This is a genomic window from Marinomonas sp. 63XJN7_9_ISO-PGPR-S23-217 (assembly GCF_056173515.1).
In genome coordinates, this window is the sequence record NZ_CM149678.1 from 2,060,205 (window position 1) to 2,079,278 (window position 19,074).

The 19,074-nt window shown below is 45.5% G+C and carries 16 protein-coding genes; 13 read left to right on the plus strand and 3 right to left on the minus strand.

Annotated features, from left to right (window positions below; translation table 11 throughout):
* Window positions 1–69 precede the first annotated feature (69 nt).
* The 5 genes from dgcA to AC0VYI_RS09740 all read left to right on the plus strand — a co-directional run bounded on the left by dgcA (window position 70) and on the right by AC0VYI_RS09740 (window position 6,406).
* A complete protein-coding gene (gene dgcA, locus AC0VYI_RS09720; RefSeq protein WP_475448985.1) occupies window positions 70–2,133 on the plus strand; it encodes a dimethylglycine demethylation protein DgcA in 2,064 nt (687 codons plus the stop codon).
* Window positions 2,134–2,219: 86 nt separating this feature from the next.
* Window positions 2,220–4,133 carry a (Fe-S)-binding protein gene (locus AC0VYI_RS09725; protein WP_475448987.1) on the plus strand — a complete coding sequence of 638 codons (1,914 nt, stop codon included), beginning with the start codon at window positions 2,220–2,222 and terminating at the stop codon, window positions 4,131–4,133.
* On the plus strand, window positions 4,133–5,380 hold the full coding sequence (gene etfA, locus AC0VYI_RS09730; protein WP_475448989.1) for an electron transfer flavoprotein subunit alpha: 1,248 nt from the start codon (window positions 4,133–4,135) through the stop codon (window positions 5,378–5,380). Before AC0VYI_RS09725 ends, etfA begins: the two co-directional genes overlap by 1 nt.
* The gene (gene etfB, locus AC0VYI_RS09735; RefSeq protein WP_475448991.1) at window positions 5,370–6,140 is read left to right on the plus strand and encodes an electron transfer flavoprotein subunit beta; all 771 of its coding nucleotides are present in this window, start codon (window positions 5,370–5,372) and stop codon (window positions 6,138–6,140) included. Before etfA ends, etfB begins: the two co-directional genes overlap by 11 nt.
* Window positions 6,141–6,175: 35 nt before the next feature.
* Window positions 6,176–6,406 (plus strand): hypothetical protein, encoded by a 231-nt coding sequence (locus tag AC0VYI_RS09740; RefSeq protein WP_475448993.1) that lies wholly within the window; start codon window positions 6,176–6,178, stop codon window positions 6,404–6,406.
* Between the two features lie 383 nt (window positions 6,407–6,789).
* On the opposite strand, the gene AC0VYI_RS09745 is transcribed toward AC0VYI_RS09740, so the two are convergent.
* Entirely contained in the window at window positions 6,790–8,061 is a 1,272-nt protein-coding gene (locus tag AC0VYI_RS09745) for an aromatic ring-hydroxylating oxygenase subunit alpha (RefSeq protein ID WP_475448994.1), read from the minus strand.
* Between the two features lie 255 nt (window positions 8,062–8,316).
* On the opposite strand from AC0VYI_RS09745, the gene AC0VYI_RS09750 reads away from it, so the two are divergent.
* From AC0VYI_RS09750 to AC0VYI_RS09765, 4 genes are all read left to right on the plus strand, one after another.
* The gene (locus tag AC0VYI_RS09750) at window positions 8,317–9,444 is read left to right on the plus strand and encodes an FAD-binding oxidoreductase (protein ID WP_233407977.1); all 1,128 of its coding nucleotides are present in this window, start codon (window positions 8,317–8,319) and stop codon (window positions 9,442–9,444) included.
* 197 nt (window positions 9,445–9,641) lie between these two features.
* Window positions 9,642–10,769, plus strand: a complete 1,128-nt coding sequence (gbdR, locus tag AC0VYI_RS09755) for a choline metabolism transcriptional regulator GbdR (protein WP_199478526.1) — start codon at window positions 9,642–9,644, stop codon at window positions 10,767–10,769.
* Window positions 10,770–10,919: 150 nt separating this feature from the next.
* A complete protein-coding gene (locus AC0VYI_RS09760; RefSeq protein ID WP_475448995.1) occupies window positions 10,920–11,483 on the plus strand; it encodes a GNAT family N-acetyltransferase in 564 nt (187 codons plus the stop codon).
* 110 nt (window positions 11,484–11,593) lie between these two features.
* Window positions 11,594–11,935 (plus strand): carboxymuconolactone decarboxylase family protein, encoded by a 342-nt coding sequence (locus AC0VYI_RS09765; protein ID WP_199478529.1) that lies wholly within the window; start codon window positions 11,594–11,596, stop codon window positions 11,933–11,935.
* Window positions 11,936–12,083: 148 nt separating this feature from the next.
* Here the strand turns inward: AC0VYI_RS09765 and AC0VYI_RS09770 are convergent, their stop codons facing one another.
* Window positions 12,084–12,998: a LysR family transcriptional regulator gene (locus AC0VYI_RS09770; RefSeq protein ID WP_475448997.1), complete on the minus strand. Its 915-nt coding sequence runs from the start codon at window positions 12,996–12,998 to the stop codon at window positions 12,084–12,086.
* A 273-nt stretch (window positions 12,999–13,271) separates the two neighbouring features.
* On the opposite strand from AC0VYI_RS09770, the gene AC0VYI_RS09775 reads away from it, so the two are divergent.
* The 4 genes from AC0VYI_RS09775 (at window position 13,272) to AC0VYI_RS09790 (ending at window position 17,156) form a co-directional block, all read left to right on the plus strand.
* The gene (locus tag AC0VYI_RS09775) at window positions 13,272–14,597 is read left to right on the plus strand and encodes a CitMHS family transporter (RefSeq protein WP_475448998.1); all 1,326 of its coding nucleotides are present in this window, start codon (window positions 13,272–13,274) and stop codon (window positions 14,595–14,597) included.
* Window positions 14,598–14,668: 71 nt separating this feature from the next.
* Window positions 14,669–16,006, plus strand: coding sequence for an acyclic terpene utilization AtuA family protein (locus tag AC0VYI_RS09780; RefSeq protein ID WP_475449000.1), 1,338 nt, complete (start codon window positions 14,669–14,671; stop codon window positions 16,004–16,006).
* A 2-nt stretch (window positions 16,007–16,008) separates the two neighbouring features.
* Window positions 16,009–16,311, plus strand: a complete 303-nt coding sequence (locus AC0VYI_RS09785) for an AtuA-related protein (RefSeq protein WP_475449002.1) — start codon at window positions 16,009–16,011, stop codon at window positions 16,309–16,311.
* Between the two features lie 77 nt (window positions 16,312–16,388).
* The gene (locus AC0VYI_RS09790; protein WP_475449806.1) at window positions 16,389–17,156 is read left to right on the plus strand and encodes an SIR2 family NAD-dependent protein deacylase; all 768 of its coding nucleotides are present in this window, start codon (window positions 16,389–16,391) and stop codon (window positions 17,154–17,156) included.
* A gap of 424 nt (window positions 17,157–17,580) precedes the next feature.
* On the opposite strand, the gene AC0VYI_RS09795 is transcribed toward AC0VYI_RS09790, so the two are convergent.
* On the minus strand, window positions 17,581–19,059 hold the full coding sequence (locus AC0VYI_RS09795) for a RimK family protein (protein ID WP_475449003.1): 1,479 nt from the start codon (window positions 19,057–19,059) through the stop codon (window positions 17,581–17,583).
* Window positions 19,060–19,074: the final 15 nt, after the last annotated feature.

A 19,074-nucleotide genomic window follows, 5' to 3' on the forward strand; every position in this document is an offset into this window, starting at 1 on the left:
CAGGGAGCGCTTTCTTGTGTTTTTTTAGATTTTTAGTTTGGTATTTTTTATAAGGACGGGGGTCTTGTTATGTCCCAGTATGATGCGTTATTTGAGCCATTAAACATCAACAAATTGACCATACGTAACCGTATTGTCAGTACGGCTCACGCGGAGGTATATGCGACTGATGGCGGCATGACGACAGACCGTTATGTGAAATATTACGAAGAAAAAGCCAAAGGCGGTTGTGGCTTGTGTATTTGTGGTGGTTCCAGTGTGGTGTCTATTGATAGCCCTCAAAGTTGGTGGAGCTCCGTCAACTTATCGACGGATCGTATTATTCCTCATTTCCAAAATCTTGCGGATGCGGTGCACAAGCACGGCGGCAAGATTATGATTCAGATTACTCACATGGGACGGCGTTCCCGTTGGGACGGCGAAAACTGGCCGAACTTAATGTCGCCATCCGGTATTCGTGAGCCCGTTCACCGTGCAACCTGTAAAACCATCGAAGTGGAAGAAATCTGGCGTATTGTGGGTGACTTTGTGCAAGCGGCACGTCGTGCTAAAGAAGGTGGTTTGGACGGTGTTGAATTATCTGCCGTTCACCAACATTTAGTTGACCAATTCTGGTCGCCTCGTGTGAATAAGCGTACTGACGAATGGGGCGGCACATTTGAAGGTCGTATGAAATTCGGTCTTGAAGTGGCGAAAGCGGTTCGTGATGAAGTCGGCCCAGATTTTGTTGTGGGTATGCGTATCACGGGGGATGAGTTCCACCCAGATGGTCTAAATCACGAAGACATGAAGCAAATTGCTAAGTACTACGACGACACGGGTCTTATCGACTACTTCGGTGTGGTGGGGTCTGGTTGTGATACACACAACACCTTAGCAAACGTTATTCCCAATATGAGCTATCCCCCCGAGCCATTCTTACATTTGGCAGCGGGCATTAAAGAAGTCGTGAGTGTGCCTGTTATTCACGCGCAAAACATTAAAGACCCTAACCAAGCGAAGCGTATTATCGAAGCGGGTTATGTGGATTTTGTCGGTATGACACGTGCTCACATTGCTGACCCTCACTTTATCGCGAAGATCAAAATGGATCAGGTTGACCAAATTCGTCAATGTGTGGGGGCAAACTACTGTATCGATCGTCAATACCAAGGTCTTGATGTTCTGTGTATCCAAAACGCAGCGACCTCTCGTGAGTACATGGGGTTGCCTCATATTATCGAGAAGACTGACGGTCCTATCCGCAATATCCTTGTTGTCGGTGGTGGCCCTGGCGGTATGGAGGCGGCACGTGTTGCGGCAGAACGTGGACACAAGGTGACATTACTTGAGCGTGCTGAAGAGTTAGGCGGTCAAATCACCTTGGCTTCTAAAGCGCCACAGCGTGACCAGATTGCAGGTATTACGCGTTGGTTGGTGATGGAGCTGGATCGTCTAGGTGTGGATGTGCGTCTTGGCACTTCAGCTGATGAAGAGCTGATTAAAGAGTTCAAGCCAGATGTCTGTATTCTTGCAACAGGCGGTCGTCCGTTTGTTGAGCAAAACCCAGAGTGGGGTGCAGCCGAAGGTCTTTGTGTGTCTTCTTGGGACATTCTAAGTGGCAAAGTCGAACCCGGTAAAAACGTTTTAATTTACGACACTATTTGTGAATTCACGGGTATGTCGGCGGCGGATTACTTGGCGTCTAAAGGGTCTTTGGTTGAGCTGGTCACTGATGATATCAAACCCGGTGTGGGTATCGGTGGTACGACCTTCCCAACTTACTACCGCTCGTTATACGAGAAAGAAGTGATCATGACATCTGACATGATCCTTGAAAAAGTGTATCGCGAAGGCAGCAGCTTAGTGGCCGTACTTGAGAACGAATATACCGGTCAGCAAGAAGAGCGCGTGGTAGATCAAATAGTGATTGAGAACGGTACTCGTCCTAATGAAGAGCTGTACTACGCTCTGAAAGAAGCGTCTTACAACAAGGGGCAGATTGATGTTGAAGCATTGTTTGATATTAAGCCTCAGCCCGTGTTGTCTGAACAAGTCGATGGCATGATCTTGTGGCGTTTGGGGGATTGCGTATCTCAACGCAACACACACGCCGCCATGTATGATGCGCTGCGCTTGTGCAAAGACCTTTAACGTTTAGCCGTACTCAACTAAACCAACTGAAACTGAACCCAAGGGGCAGCAAAGCTGCCCCCGCTTTTACTAGATGAGGGTGAAAGATGGTTATCGACTGGTTACCTTCTATTCTGATTGTTGTGCTTCTGGCACTTGGCGTTATCGGTGCCTTGCGCCGTATCAGCCTATGGCGCGCAGGGCAGCCTGAAAAAGTGAATTTCATTGCTGGCCTGATGGCGATGCCAGGGCGTTACCTTAACGATTTGCACCATGTTGTTGAACGTGACAAGTACATGTCTAGAACACACGTTGCGACAGCGGGCGGCTTTGTGTTGTCTATGGTGCTTGTCATTGCGGTGTATGTTTTTCACGTAGAGCAAAAAATTGTCGCATGGCTACTGTTGGGCGCTTTGGTGCTTATGCTTTGTGGCGCATTTTTTGTTTTCAAGCGTCGTTTGAATCCGCCTTCGCGTTTATCCAAAGGCCCTTGGATGCGTTTGCCTAAGAGCCTGATTACCTTTGCGCTCACCTTTATTGTGTTAACTCTGCCTGTGGCAGGTGTGCTACCAGAAGGGTTTGGCGGTGTACTACTGACATTGATTCTGAGTGTAGGCGTCATCGTTGGTTTAGGAGAGTTGCTCTTCGGCATGGGCTGGGGTGGTCCCATGAAGCACGCCTTTGCTGGAGCCTTGCATCTTGCGTTTCACCGTCGTCCTGAGCGCTTTGGTGGTGGTCGATCCACCGGGCTAAAACCGGCACAACTAGGGGGCGAGTCACACGGTGTTGCTAAGCCAAGTGATTTCAAATGGAACCAATTGCTTGGCTTTGATGCTTGTGTGCAGTGTGGTAAATGCGAGGCTATGTGTCCTGCCTTTGCAGCGGGTCAGCCCCTTAACCCGAAAAAATTGATTCAAGATATGGTGGTGGGTCTTGCTGGTGGTACGGATGCGAAGTACGCCGGTAGTCCTTACCCAGGTAAAGAAGTTGGTCATGCCAAAGGTGGGGCGAACAACATTATTACAGCGGGTTTGATCGAAGCGGATACATTATGGTCTTGTACGACGTGTCGTGCCTGCGTTGAAGAATGCCCGATGATGATTGAGCATGTCGATGCGATCGTCGATATGCGCCGCTTCCTAACCATGGAAAAGGGCGATACACCTAATAAAGGGGCGGAAGTTCTCGAAAACATTATCGCGACGGACAACCCAAATGGTTACGCACCGGGCAGTCGCACTAACTGGGCGGCGGATCAAAACTTGCCCGTGATGAAAGAGAAAAAACAGGCGGACGTTTTGTTTTGGGTATCGGATGGTGCATTTGATATGCGTAGCCAGCGTATCTTACGTTCATTCGTGAAATTGATGAAAGCGGCGAATGTTGATGTTGCTATCCTAGGGGATGAAGAACGTGACAGTGGTGATGTGGCGCGTCGTCTTGGGGATGATGCCACGTTCCAAAGTTTAGCAAAACGCAACCTTGCTACCTTATCTCAATATTCTTTCAAGAAAATTGTTACCACGGATCCCCATGCTTACCACTGTTTGCGTAATGAGTACGCGGACTTTGATACCGAGGGGGCATTAAAGGGTGTTGAAGTGCTTCATCATACGACGTTCTTGAATCAATTGGTTCAGGCTGGTGCTCTGAAACTGGATACGTTTAAAGGTGGCAAAGTGACCTACCACGATCCATGTTATTTAGGCCGTTACAATGGTGAGTACGAAGCACCACGAGACTTGCTGCGTTCCCTTGGTATTGAGGTTGCTGAAATGGAGCGTTCTAGATTCCGTTCACGTTGTTGTGGCGGTGGTGGCGGTGCGCCGATTACCGATATCCCCGGTGAACGTCGTATTGCGGATATGCGTATGGAAGATGTGACAGCAACCGGCGCAGAATTGGTTGCCGTTGGTTGTCAGCAATGTACTGCTATGCTGGAAGGGGTGGTTGAACCACGCCCAGAAGTAAAAGACATTGCCGAAATTCTCGCCGGACAATTGATTGAAGAGGTGCATTAATGAGCGACATCATTCGACGCGACCCTCGCAGAGAGTGGATTGCCCGTAACAGGCTGCATCCACTCCATGATTCGGTGGCTAATGCTGTACAAGGAGAGGTGAGAGGACCAAGCGGCCTTCTTCGCAAGAATCCTCACCAAGTTGGGTTCATTGGTCCGAATGGCCTCAAACGTATTGATCGCTTAAAAGGCAACGCTGTAGCGGGCGTAGGCAACAAGCGTTCTGCGGCGAACCAAGAGACGGTACTGCCACTTCATAAAGTGGACAATCCTGATTTCTACATTGTGGTGGTGCCGGATATGATCGGTGGTCGTTTATCCGGTCACGATAAGGATATTCTCGGTCTAGCACATACCATGGCCTCAACGATTGAAGGTACTGGCGCTGTGGTGGCGGTGTGCTTTGGCGAGAGCAAAGAGGCGCATTATGATTTAGCTGGTGTGGATCGCTTGATTCATTTATCCGCTAGCGAGTACGAAGGCTTTGCGCCCGAGGCAAGATTAACCGCGCTGACGCATATTGAATCTCAATTGGCGCCTAAGCACTGGCTGTTCCCAGACAGTATTCATGGCGGTAGTGATTTAGGCTCGCGCTTGGCGGCTCGTCTAGGTGAGCGCCCAGCCACCCAGGCCTGGCAAGTGTCTAGTGAGAAAACGGTCTGTCGTGGAGCTGGTGGTAGCCTTGATATCGCCCGACAAACACCACGCATTCTTATGCTATTGGAAGAATGTGGTGAAGCCATTGACGAAACGCGTCATGAAGCACTTGCCATTGAGGTGGATGGTATCTCGATGAGTGAGCCTGCGTTACAAGACAAAGGTTTGATGGACGTTGATCCTAGCGCCATTCCGCTTGCCGAAGCCGAGTTTATTCTTTCGGCGGGTAACGGCATTCATAATTGGGATCAATTCCACAAAGCAGCAACGGTTCTTGGTGCTACTGAAGGGGCCAGCCGGGTTGCGGTGGATGATGGTTTTATGCCCCGTTTCCGCCAGGTTGGTGCGACGGGCACTTGGGTGACGGCGCGTGTGTATCTTGCTGTAGGTATCTCTGGTGCGATCCAGCATATGCAGGGTATTGGTCAATGTGACAAAGTGGTTGCCATCAACACGGACGCGGGGTGTGACATGGTGAAGCGTGCCGCCTTGAGTGTCATTGGTGACAGCGAAGAAATTTTGGCTGAGTTAATGTTGTTGGCGCAAGCTCGTAAGAAGGGTTCACAAGAGGAGCAAAGCGATGCAGCCTAACGTTGTTTCTTTGGTATCAATTGGTCGTCATCCTCAATCGGGGCGCGCTCGTCGTGCTGAGCAAGATGGTCGTGGTGTTGAGCTTGGCTTGAAACTCGCGGGTGAAAAGCTTTCTGTATTGCATGTTGGTAATCCAGAGGAGCCAGTGCTTCGTCAATATGCCGGTATGGGATTACCTGCTATGACTGTCTTGAAGCAAGATGAGACGGCGGATGCCGTTCCTGCGCTAAGTGATTATTTGCAACAAGAGAAGATTGACATTGTGCTCACAGGTGTTCGCTCAGAAAGTGGTGAGTCTTCTGGCATGGTGCCTTACCTGTTGGCGGAAAAGCTCGGCTGGCCAGTCGTGGCTCGCGTGGCGGATATTGTTTCCATTAAAGACGGTGTTGCTGAAGTGTTGCTAGCATTGCCTCGTGGTCAACGCCGTTCCGTAACGGTTAAGTTGCCCTTCATTGCCAGTGTTGATAATGCGGCTGCGCCAGCTCGCCAAAGTGCATTTGGGCCAGGTCAGCGTGCTCGTATGGAAAGTGTAAACACGCATGGTGAAGTGGACCAAATTCGTGTAAATTGGCAAGAGGCTCCCGCGAAACCTCGTCCTAAGCGTTTGAAAACCGTGAAGGCTAAGACGGCGGCAGATCGGTTTAAAGCCGCCACGGCGAAACCACAAGGCGGCTCTGGTAAAGTCATGAAAAATGAAAGCGCTGCTGAGAAAGCTAAGGCTATTTTTGACCTATTAATTGAAGAAAATGTTATTCGTTAGATATATGCTATTCGTTGGGGAAGGGAGTAAACGAAATGATGATCGTAGATTTAGTCGATGAAGTGGATTTTAAAGAGAAACTCATCGGTATTGGTGCACCAGTGGATACTGCTAAAGACTTAAAAGAAGTCGATACTTGTCTTGTGTCTTGGTTAAATGAGTGCCCAGAGCAAATGTATTTCGTCAAACTAGTTTGCAAAGAGCTTATAGAAAGTAACGCCACCATCCTCCCTGAAGTCAAAAACATCATGCAGGCGTATCTGTAATCTAATAAAGTCCATAAAAAAACGCTTTAACTCGATTTGAGTTAAAGCGTTTTTTTATGGACTGTATGTTGATTTATTTCTATTGGTTGAGACTTTTGCACGACTACTGCGCTTGCCAATACTTTGTTAAAAACAGGCTCAAAATGCTCATTTATAGCTATAAACTCCGCTTTCTCGTCTGTTTTTGCCGCGTTTTGGCGTCGCTCGTGACATCGTGCAAAGGTCTCTGGTTATCACTAAAAGCCGTTACTGACAAAGGCTCTCTTCTTGGTGTTGCGCTTCTTATCTTGCAGGTGAAAGGTAAGCATGTGGAGAAAAGCTGTAGGGGTTTAAGAAGAGGTTGTATGTGTGGAGTGCAATGACTCCACACATAGGTTACATATTTAACGCTTCAAGTTTTTGAGAATGGTGTCTGAATACCAATCCAAGAAGTTAATCACTCCAAATTCATAGGTTTCGGAATAGGGGCCAGGTTCGTAGCCAATGGAGTTGATACCTTGCTGATTGCGCTCACCCAGTATTCTATCTTGGTCATTAGTAGCGTCCCAGACTTGGCGTAGTCGTTCAGGGTCGTAATCCACTCCTTCGATAGCGTCTTTATGGACGAACCATTTTGTGGACACCATCGTTTCTTGTGGGGAAATTGGCAACACTCGAAAGACGATAAAGTGGTCGGATTGCATATGATTCCAAGAGTTAGGTAGGTGCAATATACGCATGGAACCAAGCTCTGGGTTTTTAATGCGCCCCAGCATCTTCTGACAGCCTGCTTCGCCGTCTATGGTCATCACTTTGGTGTTTTTCTTAAGGGGCATGCGCACGATGCGGTTGCGCTGTCGGCTACCAAAACTTTGGTGTTTGTGAGGAATGCCTTCGGCGTCCCATTTGTCGGCTTGAGATTGATAGTGGTCGAGGAAGTCCTGAGGAGCCCGAGGGTCGTTGGTGTCATCCCATTCCAGTAAGGTGTTAAGCAATTCTGGATGGTTATTGGCGCAATGGTAACATTCTCGGTTGTTTTCGATGACGAGCTTCCAATTCGCTTGTTCATACATGTTGGATTCGACGGCAAGCTTGGTATTTTCTACATCATAAGGCGCCATGTATTCATCTAATGTGGCTAAAAAGTCGTCGAAACCATCATCAGGGGCGTCCTTTCCTAAACAAACAAAGATAAACCCGCCAGCCGTTTTGCAATGGGCCGGTTTGAGTCCATGTTTTTTCATATCGAAGTCTTTGCTCATTTCCGTCCCAGCGAACAAGAGGTTGCCTTTTAAATCATAGGTCCACTGGTGATAAGGACACACTAGGTTTGCTACTTTGCCTCGATGTTCAGTACAAATGACAGAGCCACGGTGGCGACAGGTATTGTGAAAGGCATTTACATTACCGTCGCCATCACGTACGAGGAAAACGGGGTTTTGACCGATTTCGACGGTGAAGTAATCGCCCTTTTTGGGGATCTCGCTGGTCATACCAACAAATAGCCACTCTTTGTTAAAGATCTCTTCCATGTCGATACGAAATGTATGCGGATCATTATAAAGTTCAGCACTAAGAGAATAGTTCTGTTGGCGTTGTTCAAGTGCGTTCGCTACTGAGGCGCGAGCCTCGTCAAGCGTATTATGCCGTATATTTATTAAATCTATTTGCTTCATCTTTCTGGATCCTTCATAACAAAAAGATAGATGGAAGAGAACTGTGAAAGGCTATCTTCGCTTAAATAGGGGGCATAAATATGCCTATTCACGACATGACAAAGTATTTAAATCGACGCTAAGAAATGAGGGTAACCATCTTTGTCTAGGGCAGTGACTGCATTGAGCAACTTCATGTCGCTAATGGTTAATTTGCATTGAGCAACTCAAACGAGAATGGCCGACATGTCATCATCTTTTAGTTAGGAAGCCTTTATGAGTGATTCAAATACTACGGCCATCAACACCGATTATTTTGCTCCCGTCCATACCCAAACATGGGTTAATGGTCGACATAATGTCCGTTGTGTGAAGATGATTCACGAAACTTGGGATGTTTGTACCTATTGCTTTATGGCGCAACAACCAGTGATGTTCTTTTTCAAACCGGGCCAATTTGTCACTTTAGAATTGGAAATCAACGGTAAACAGGTGATGCGTTCTTATACTATCTCCAGTTCGCCTTCTGTGCCTTACAGCTTTTCGATCACGGTAAAGCGGGTGCCAGGTGGAGAGGTGTCTAATTGGTTGTATGAGAATATGACCGTAGGGACAGAACTGGCTGTGCATGGGCCTGCTGGTCAATTTAACTGCATTGATTTTCCTGCTGAAAAAGTTCTACTGCTTTCTGGTGGCGTTGGTATTACCCCGGTCATGTCGATGGCACGTTGGTTCTTTGATACCAATGCAGAGGTAGATGTTACTTTTATTCACAGTGCTCGTTCACCTAGAGACGTTATTTTTGCTCGTGAGCTCGATCACATGGCGTCGCGAATTGATAATTTTAGTCTACATATGATTGTGGAGCGCATGGAAAACGGTTTGGCTTGGCATGGTTATCGGGGCTTTTTAGATATCCATAAGCTGAATATGATTGCACCTGATTTCATGGAACGAGAAATTTTTTGCTGTGGACCTGCGCCTTATATGCGAGCAGTAAAAACCCTTCTAAAGGAGAAAGGGTTTGATATGTCTCACTACCATGAGGAGTCGTTTGGGGCGACACCTGTGGAAGTTGTTGAAGATGCTATTGAATTAGCTGAGGTTGCTCAAGCGGAGGCTGAGTCCATTGTAGAAACGGATTTGATGACCATTTCGTTTGCTAAGCAAGGTAAGAGTATTCAGGTGCCTCAAGGGGAAACCCTGCATAACGCAGCTGCGAGACTGGATTTGATGATTCCTAAAGCCTGCGGCATGGGGATTTGTGGTACCTGTAAGGTACTGGTCGCCAATGGGGAAACGCAAATGGAACATAACGGCGGTATTACTGATGAGGATGTGGAAGCGGGTTATGTCTTGTCCTGTTGTACTGTTGCGAAATCCGATGTTGTGATTGATTTTTAATCTTACTTTTGTGTCAAGTCGTTCATGGTCAATTAATGGGCAAGAGTGTTCTTAATCGGTGCGTTTTAACACGGACGTTTTTAAACGATATTGTTATGGTTAGGTGAGTGGGTTATTTCTTAACGACTGACAAGTTTCCACTAATTGGTCTATATTTTGCTTTGTTATGAGGAGCATCGTTTAGGAGGGAATAAGTTATGTTAATAGGAACTGCAGAAGCCGCCCATAAGCCGAATAAAAAAGTGACTAAGGTTGGGTTCCTTCTCTTAGATCATTTCACCATGATCGCGTTAGCTTCTTCGATTGAGCCTCTTCGTATGGCTAATCAGTTATCTGCCGAGGAATTGTATAGTTGGCAACTTATTTCGGAAACCGGACAGTCGGTGACCGCGAGTGATGGCTTGAGCTTAAGTGCGGATTTTTCAATGCAAGAGGCTCCCCACTTCGATTTTATTTTTGTTGCAGGTGGATTGGATATTACGCGCTCTTATACCTCTAAGCAGGTTTCTTGGTTACAACAAAAGGCCCGACAAAATGTCACTCTTGGCGGCATTTGCACTGGCGCTTATGTGCTGGCTCATGCTGGATTAATGAACGACTATCAATGCAGCATTCATTGGGAATGTCTAACAGCGTTGCAAGAGAATTATCCTAAGGTAAAGAGTAACAATCAGTTGTTTTCTATTGATCGTAACCGCTTAACCTCATCGGGTGGCAGTGCTCCAATGGATATGTTTTTGACCATGATTGCTCGTCAACATGGTGCTAAATTGTCGAATGCGGTGTCCGATATGTTTATCTGTGAACGTATTCGTGGTGAGTCCGATATACAGCGAATGCCATTGCGTCAGGTCAATAATGGCGTAAGTTGTACGCCTAAGTTATTGGATGTTATTCAATTAATGGAAAATAACTTGGAAGAGCCGATTGAACTCGATGAGATGGCGGTCTTTGTGGGAGTGTCTCGTCGTCAGATAGAGCGTATGTTCCATAAGTATTTGGATTGTTCGCCATCGCGTTATTATCTACGATTACGGTTGGATAGGGCGCGTCAATTATTGAAACAGTCCAGTATGTCCATTGTCGAAATTTCGACAGCTTGCGGGTTTATTTCTACACCACATTTTAGTCGTTGTTATCGTAAGCATTTAGGGGTCTCCCCACGCGATGATAGAAAAATGGCATGGTCGCAAGCGGTTATTACACCTCTGCTAGAGGACACGGCTTTCCCCGAGCCTGTTGCTCACTTGCTTATGCCACATGCAGCATCGGCCTTATCGAAAGCGCATTCAGAGCCAAGCTATGGGTCAGTCTCGTTAACCTAATCTATCGTTAATGAAGCAGTAACAGCGTTTGCCTTGAATGGCTGTTGTTACTGCCAACCTTTCTCCCTTTCTGTCATTTTATCGCCAATGGTGTTGCTTTATTCTAGGATGTTATTCACAGTTAGACCCTCATTCTATTTAGGGGGTTTCATGAAAGACCTAGTGACAAACCGATTAATAATCCGATCTTTTTTCGAAACCGATGTCGATGGTTTATTCGAATACTTGTCAATGCCTCGTGTGAATTGTTTTCTGGATGATAAAATCACCACACTTGAAGAAGCAAAGCAAAAAGTGAAAGAGCGTTGTCAAGATGAATGGTGTGCTGCTGTCACTTTAAGAGACACTGGTGAGCTAATCGGTGAGCTTTTTTTTCACCCAGAAGAGCGCTACATCCAAAACGGACAAGAGGCAGATACCTACAATGTTGGGTGGAATTTTAATGGGCGGTTTGAGGGAAAGGGCTACGCTAGCGAAAGTGCGCATGCACTGTTTGATTATTTGTTTATGGATAAAAATGCCAGACGACTCTATGCCTTTGTGGAAGATGATAATATTAAATCACAAGCATTAAGCGAAAGGCTTGGCATGCGTAAGGAGGGATGCTTTGTGGAATTTGTCTCATTTATCAACCACCCAGATGGAACGCCTAAGTACGAGAATACACTTCAATACGCTATCTTAAAAAAAGAGTGGTTGCTCAGAAACAACTAGATTGAGTCACCAAGTATTGCTCTATATCAAAACGCTTTTATCCTCTAAGTTTATTATAAGCTTATTCTTTAATGGAATTAGTCGTAAACAATCTAATATGAGGTGAGTGGATGAAAAGTTATAAAGAGATTAATAAAGAGCAAAATGCCTTTGCGAGGGAGTATCGCAAGTCATCTCCTGCTATTTTGGATGGCTTCATGACCATGTATAAGGCTTCTATGAGCGAAGGAGCCTTATCTAACAAAGTAAAAGAGCTAATGGCGTTAGGTATCGGCATTGCTGCGCGTTGCGATGGCTGTATTGCCTCCCATGCTAAAGCTTCAATTCATGCTGGCGCCACAAGGGAAGAGTTGGTCGAAACCATTGATGTGGCCGTTATGATGGGCGGTGGGCCGTCTGTTATTTATGGTACACAAGCTTTAGCTGCTGTGGATGAATTCTTGGCGGATTAAAATTGTGAATAGACTGGTTGTAGGCTCATTGTGTTATTTTTGCTTTTATTAAGTGTTATAAAAATACCAATAGTACCTTAGTGGTTAATATATCCAGTTGTTAGTGTAAAAAAGGCGAATAGATTGAATTTATTCGCCTTTTTTACATTTAAGGAAAAGAAGTTGTTTTATTGAATGTTTTCGATTGATTAATGATAAAGTCTGAAAATATTTTGATATGGTTTGGCTGGGTGTGGTTTTTAAGCTGAATTAGGTAAATGTCTCTTTCAATATTGATGTCTTCAAAGGGAATGATGACAATGTTTTTATGTTTGAATTGAAATAAGGTTAATCCCGTTGTGATGCTGATTCCGTAATTAGCGGAAATAAGTCCCATCATGGTCGTTAGCTGTTGCACTTCTAGACGATAGTTTAGCTGTATCCCTTTCTTTTCAAACAGCTTGTCCGTGTATTGTCGAATGCTGGTACGAGGGCTAAAGCCGATAAAGGGATGCTGATATACCTCTTCTAATGATACTTTATGACGCTTCGCCAGTGGGTGGTCGGCATGACAAAGTAGGTAAAACTTATCTGAAAATAAATAGGTGGAGTCGAAAATATTCGTTGTGGGTTGATCCGCTGTTAAGGCTAGGTCTGCCTGTCCATTTACCAGAGAGTTAAGGCATTGATTCCACTGTGTATCATTTAGCTTTATCTGAGTTTGTGGATGGAGCTTGCTATAGGTTGCTAATATTTCGGGTAACCATTCTACGGCTAATGACGGCAAGACACTTAACGTCAGAGAGCCATCTGTTCCTGCTGCGTGGGCGGTAATTTCATTGATGGCTTCGTCATAATTTACAATGAGTCGTCGGGCAATCTCAATAAAATGAATGCCATTGGCGTTTAGCTCAACTTTGCGTGTGTCTCTATCGAACAAGCGATAACCAATTTCCTCTTCTAAGTTAGCAATGAGAGCACTGAATGCAGGCTGAGAAAGGTTAAAACGCTGAGCCGCTTGAGTGAACGTATTGTTTTCACTTAGCACCAAAAATGCTCTTAATTGTTTGATGGATAGATTCATTATTCTTCTTATCTGTCAGTAACAAGGTGGAAATTTTTATTTTTCAGGGATTAAAAGGATACTAGTCATATTAAAAAATTGAGTCAAATAACTAATCTATATTTAAGTGCTCCTATTTGTTTGTTGTGTTTTTTATTTGTTTAACCACTAGACTTACTTGTTTTTTCTATTGGTCATTTAAGTGTTGTTAGTGTTAAAAAATAAAGGCTATTTATGCGTGCCTTTAGGTTAAAGGTTCCATATTGCTCAAATACAATAATAAGGAGTGGCAAAATGTTAGCTTTTTGGGGTGGATGCACGATTCTGGTGTTGTTAGCACTAATCATGACAAAACGCATGTCAGTTGTGGTGGCATTGGTATTGGTGCCTATCGTATTTGGTTTGCTGGCAGGCCTGGGGTCGGAACTTGGTGGCTACATTTATGCTGGCCTCAAGAGTGTTGCGCCTACGGGAATTATGCTTACCTTTGCCATTTTATACTTTTCTGTGATGAATGATGCTGGCATGTTTGACCCTATGATCAAAGGCATTATTAAGTTTGGCGGGCAAGATCCAACAAAAGTTGCGGTAGGTACCGCATTGATTGCAATGTTAGCCCATTTGGATGGCTCGGGCGCATCAACTTTTCTGATATGTATTCCTGCGATGATTCCCATTTATGATCGTCTTGGTATGGATCGAAAAATTCTTGCTTGTATCGCAGCCTTAGGGGCGGGCACCATGAATATTATGCCGTGGGGTGGCCCAACATTGCGAGCAGCGACTTCGCTAAGTGTCGATATTTCAACATTATTTAACCCTCTTATTCCGGCGCTTGGCGCGGGGATATTAACAGTGATTGTGCTGGCTTTTTGGTTGGGGAAAAAAGAAAAAGCTCGTTTGTCTGCAGCAGAGACGATGGCAGGAGGTGACTTTGTGGATAATACCCAATATGAGGGGATTGATGATCAAGAATATGAGGAAAAGGCCAGACTAAAGCGCCCTAAATTATTTCTATTTAATCTACTTTTGACGGTAGCGGCTTTGGTGGTGCTTGTGACAAAGAGTTTGCCGCTGCCTATTGTGTTTATCATTGCGTTACCTATCGCGCTTTTGGTGAATTATCCTAATGTTAAATTGCAGCAAGCACGTATTACCGCCCACGGGCACGCGGCGATCTTGATGGTATCGATTATTTTTTCGGCTGGCGTATTTACTGGTATCTTGAAAGGGTCAGGCATGATTAAGGCATTAGCCACTTCGCTCGTCTCTTTTATCCCCGAAAGTTTAGGCGCACATCTTCCTGTCTTAACCGCCATTACGTCCATGCCCGCTAGTTTGTTATTTGATCCGGATTCCTATTACTTTGGTGTATTACCTGTATTGGCACATGCTTCTGAGGCTTTGGGCGGAAGTGCGATTGAAGTTGCCCGTGGGGCTTTATTGGGACAAATGACAACCGGTTTTCCGGTGAGTCCTTTAACTGCATCCACCTTTTTGTTAATTGGTTTGGCGGGTGTTGATCTTGCTGATCATCAAAAGAAAACGATTCCGTTAGCCTTTTTAGTCACCTTGGTTATGACAGTTGTCGCTGTGATCACAGGGGCATTAACCCTTTAATTTTCAATCAGCATGGTCAAGTGTTCGCTAAAAAGCTTTCTCATCATTATTGGATATAGAAGAAGTGTGTCATGAAGAAAATTAGAATAGGTTCCGGTGCAGGTTATGCAGGCGACCGAATTGAGCCTGCGGTCGAGCTGGCTCAAAAAGGAGAGTTGGATTATTTAGTATTTGAATGTCTTGCTGAGCGCACCATTGCGATTGGGCAAAAACAAAAAAGACAAAATCCTGAAGAAGGCTATAACGAGCTATTGGAAAAGCGGATGCGGGCTGTCTTGATGAGCTGCTATCAAAACAATATTCGCATTCTTACGAACATGGGGGCCGCTAATCCGCTTTCGGCAGGGCGGGCTGTTCAGCGAATTGCAAAAGAGCTTGGTTTGCATTCGTTTACCGTCGCCGTCGTTACGGGGGACGACGTGCTGAGCAAATTACAAGCGCTTGATTTAACGCTCGATGAAGCTCGTCTATCCATTTCGCAATTTGATAAAGATATTGTCTCTGCCAATGCTTACATTGGTGCCGAAGGGTTGGTGGAAGCGTTAGAAAGTGGCGCCAATATGGTGATAGCGGGACGAGTCGCGGATCCTTCTTTATTTCTTGCGCCCATGATTCATGAGTTTGGTTGGTCCCTTGATGATTGGCCGAAAATTGGGCGTGGTACTTGTATTGGTCATTTACTTGAATGTGCAGGGCAAATTACCGGTGGCTATTTTGCAGATCCTGGTGTGAAAGATGTCGCGGATTTGGCGCGTTTAGGATTTCCAATTGCCGAAGTAGACGAAGAGGGAAATGCCATCATTACTAAGGTGGAAGGCTCTGGTGGAATGGTCTGTGAAGCGACTTGTAAAGAACAATTGCTTTATGAAATTCACCGTCCTGATCAATATATAACGCCAGATGTTGTGGCAGATTTTAGTCAAGTGACCTTTCAGCAAGTAGACATCGATAGAGTGGCAGTAAACGGAGCAACGGGAACGGCTCGAACCGATTCTCTAAAAGTGTCTGTAGGTTACAAAGATGGCTTTATTGGCGAAGGTGAAATTTCTTATGCTGGGGTCAATTCGGTTATTCGTGGGCAGCTTGCTTTGGACATTGTGAAAGAGCGTTTTGCCTTATGTGGCTTCGAACCCCTTGAGGCTCGTTATGATTTAATCGGTGTGAATGCTTTACATGGCGATAAACATTCGGGGGACAGCAATCCTTATGAAGTACGCGCCCGTGTGGCTGTACGGTGTGCAACCCGCGAAGAGGCTTTAACGATTGGCGACGAAGTAGAGACTCTCTATACCAATGGTCCTGTGGGTGGCGGTGGTGTCATGAAAAATGCGAAAGAGGTGTTAGCAATGGATTCGACATTGATCCCGCGCGATCAAGTACCTGTCGTCGTAACAGTTTTGGAGAATTAACTATGAAATTACGAGACATTGCGCATTCTCGCACGGGCGATAAAGGCAACATTTCGAATATCTCGGTGATTGCCTATGATATGAAAGATTATTATCGAATTAAGCAGTCGATTACCGCAGAAAGAGTCAAAGATTGGTTTTCGGGGATCGTAGAAGGGGACGTTGTACGGTATGAAATACCCTCTATTGGGGCTCTTAATTTTGTGATGTATCAGGCCCTTGGTGGAGGTGTTACCCGTTCGCTTGCTCTGGACATGCATGGCAAAAGCCTCAGTTCTGCTTTATTAGATATGGATATCGAATAAGCTTAAATCGTGGCTTGATCGCTTTTACTCGTCGTGTTGTAGTATTCTGAGTGTATCAAGTGTTTTGTTTGCAGAGAGTGCTTAATACCATATTGTCTTTTATTTGCGTGGCGTTAAGTGGTGAGGTGACTGTGAAGCCTGAGATCAATCCTAATAAAATTGTTGTCTTTACTGGTGCAGGGATAAGTGCGGAAAGTGGTTTACAGACCTTTCGTGATTCAAACGGGCTTTGGAATAATGTAGACGTTGCCGATGTGGCAACGCCCGAGGCGTGGGAGGCGAATCCGCAATTTGTTTTAGACTTCTATAATAAGAGAAGAAAAGAAGCCTTTGAGGCCTCGCCTAATCCTGCTCATTATGCTGTGGCAAAGCTCGAAGAAAAATATGAGGTCGTTGTCATCACTCAAAATGTTGATGATCTCCATGAACGCGCAGGCTCTAGTAAGGTAATCCATGTTCATGGATTACTTAAAAACGCTCGAAGCAGTGTCAATGATGCTTTGCTCTATCTTTACGACCAAGGCAAGCCCATACAAATGGGAGAACTTTGTGAAGAGGGGAGCCAACTGAGGCCCGATATTGTTTGGTTTGGCGAACAAATTCACCATTATGAAACAGCGAGAAAGCAACTTGTCGCTGCGGGTAAAGTGCTTGTAGTGGGAACCTCACTGTCCGTCTTCCCTGCTGCGGATATCCTGAAAAAAGCACGATACAACGCTGAGAAAATCATTGTGACCAAGCAAATTGATAAAAGACCAGCGGGCTTTAAACTGTTTAGAGGCAACGCCAGCTCATTGGTTCCTTCTGTTGTTGACGATTGGCTGAATGGTCAGTCTGTTAGCTAAAGGGACTTCGCTTATTGGTTTTCCTCACCATTTGAACTTGAACCCCTGAAAAAGTCAGTTCGACGCAATCTCGATTGCGCGACTTTATGGCGTTTCAGGGCCAGTAAAAAATATTCTATACACCATCGAAAGACGAATCCATGCCTTACGTAATATAGCGTTTAGATAAAGTGGGTCGTATAAAAGTTGTTCACACGCTTCTCGTTAAACATGATTTTTTGGTTACTTTTGCATCGCTTGGCAAAAGTAACACGCCCAGTAGGGCGGAATAAACTGGCAAGTCAAAGTCATTGAGAAGCGTCCAATATACATAAAGATCTAAGAAACAACCCCATCCTCTTGAAGACAAAAGAGGATGGGGCTTGGTTGATCAGTCGCTTTGATCTCTTGTGGTTTGTTGGACTAAAGTCCAGCCTACATGCCCTTAGGTTGGGGAATCCCCCCGTTTCATCTGCATGCGACGCAAAAACTCAGACATGATTTGCATGTAAAGTTCGTCGCCGATGTATTTATCTTCTACGCCACGGTCAATACTGGGGTTATCGTTGACTTCGATGACATAACCGCGACCATTAATTTCTTTCACATCGACGCCGTATAGGCCATCACCAATGGGTTTGGTGGCTGCGATGGCCGCTTGTAGAACTCGGCGCGGCACTTCAAATGTAGGTAAGGTGTCAAAGCCGCCACTTTGGCTTTTGCTATCGCTATGTTGGTAAATCTGCCAATGGTTTTTTACCATGTAGTAGCGGCAAGCAAAAAGTGGTTTGTTGTTTAGGATACCAATGCGCCAGTCAAATTCTGTGTAAAGGTATTCTTGCACTAGGAGCAAAGAGGATTTCTTAAACAGCGTATTCAAACTCTCAGTTAAGGCTTCGCGGTTCTCGGCTTTGATCACGCCTTTAGAAAAGGCGCCATCGGGAATTTTCACCACCATTGGGTAGCTGATGGCCGCTTCTAATGCGTCTTCTACGTTGCTCTCTCCCTTATGGACAATGCGTGTTTTCGGGCAAGGTACTTTGTGGGTGTTGAATAAGTCAGCCAAGTAGACTTTGTTGGTGCAACGCATGATGGATTGTGGATCGTCCATAACAACCAAACCCAACCCCTCGGCTTTTTTCGCAAAGCGGTAGGTGTGGTGGTCTATGTTGGTGGTTTCGCGAATAAATAAACCATCGTATTCAGGCAGGCGCATAATGTCTTTTGGGCCAATGGTATCCACGTGGATGCCAAGTTGCTTACCCGCTTGAATGAATTTTTTAATCGCTTGGCCGTCGCTCGGCGGAAGCTTTTCTTCTGGGTTCAGCAAAATCGCCATGTCGAATTTAGCGGCGCGTTGAATTCGACCTTTGCTCCATACTTTATTGCTGAAAGCTTCTAGAGACTCGGCGAATAGGGTTTCTTCCTCATCGTTTAGCTTGCTTTGCGAGGTGGTTTGCAGTGCGGTGACTTGCCACTCTTTGCGAAACTTTAAGGTAACTTCGAGTACAGGGCTTGGGAAACTTTCGAACAGTTTACGTGCAAATTCCTTCATTTCTGGATGAATCGTGCGACCAAATACGCAGTGGAATTTCATGTCCATTGGAGCTTCTGGCTTGGCGAGTTTCTTCGCTAACAGAGGTAACCATTGGGAAATCTCTAACTCATAAAGGTCTTTTTTACTAAGGTCATTGAGCACACGGACAGATGGCATTACGTGATGGCCGCGGCTTTCTGCTAGTAAAGAGCAATAATAGCCATCCGATAGGTATTTGCTACTTTTACATAGGTTGATAATGCGCGTGCGACCTTGGTTCTTGTTGGTGGCCAAGTTTAGGTATTGAGTGAAAGTGATCACTCGATCACTGGGTAAAAACGCGGACCAATCTCTGGCATGATCAACAACAATGTACGTCTGTGACATGTGTTCTGTTTTTCC

Coding starts and splice junctions, on each gene's coding strand:
- dgcA (WP_475448985.1), top strand. CDS start 70: ATGTCCCAGTATGATGCGTTATTTGAGCCATTAAACATCAACAAATTG.
- AC0VYI_RS09725 (WP_475448987.1), top strand. CDS start 2,220: ATGGTTATCGACTGGTTACCTTCTATTCTGATTGTTGTGCTTCTGGCA.
- etfA (WP_475448989.1), top strand. CDS start 4,133: ATGAGCGACATCATTCGACGCGACCCTCGCAGAGAGTGGATTGCCCGT.
- etfB (WP_475448991.1), top strand. CDS start 5,370: ATGCAGCCTAACGTTGTTTCTTTGGTATCAATTGGTCGTCATCCTCAA.
- AC0VYI_RS09740 (WP_475448993.1), top strand. CDS start 6,176: ATGATGATCGTAGATTTAGTCGATGAAGTGGATTTTAAAGAGAAACTC.
- AC0VYI_RS09745 (WP_475448994.1), bottom strand. CDS start 8,061: ATGAAGCAAATAGATTTAATAAATATACGGCATAATACGCTTGACGAG.
- AC0VYI_RS09750 (WP_233407977.1), top strand. CDS start 8,317: ATGAGTGATTCAAATACTACGGCCATCAACACCGATTATTTTGCTCCC.
- gbdR (WP_199478526.1), top strand. CDS start 9,642: ATGTTAATAGGAACTGCAGAAGCCGCCCATAAGCCGAATAAAAAAGTG.
- AC0VYI_RS09760 (WP_475448995.1), top strand. CDS start 10,920: ATGAAAGACCTAGTGACAAACCGATTAATAATCCGATCTTTTTTCGAA.
- AC0VYI_RS09765 (WP_199478529.1), top strand. CDS start 11,594: ATGAAAAGTTATAAAGAGATTAATAAAGAGCAAAATGCCTTTGCGAGG.
- AC0VYI_RS09770 (WP_475448997.1), bottom strand. CDS start 12,998: ATGAATCTATCCATCAAACAATTAAGAGCATTTTTGGTGCTAAGTGAA.
- AC0VYI_RS09775 (WP_475448998.1), top strand. CDS start 13,272: ATGTTAGCTTTTTGGGGTGGATGCACGATTCTGGTGTTGTTAGCACTA.
- AC0VYI_RS09780 (WP_475449000.1), top strand. CDS start 14,669: ATGAAGAAAATTAGAATAGGTTCCGGTGCAGGTTATGCAGGCGACCGA.
- AC0VYI_RS09785 (WP_475449002.1), top strand. CDS start 16,009: ATGAAATTACGAGACATTGCGCATTCTCGCACGGGCGATAAAGGCAAC.
- AC0VYI_RS09795 (WP_475449003.1), bottom strand. CDS start 19,059: ATGTCACAGACGTACATTGTTGTTGATCATGCCAGAGATTGGTCCGCG.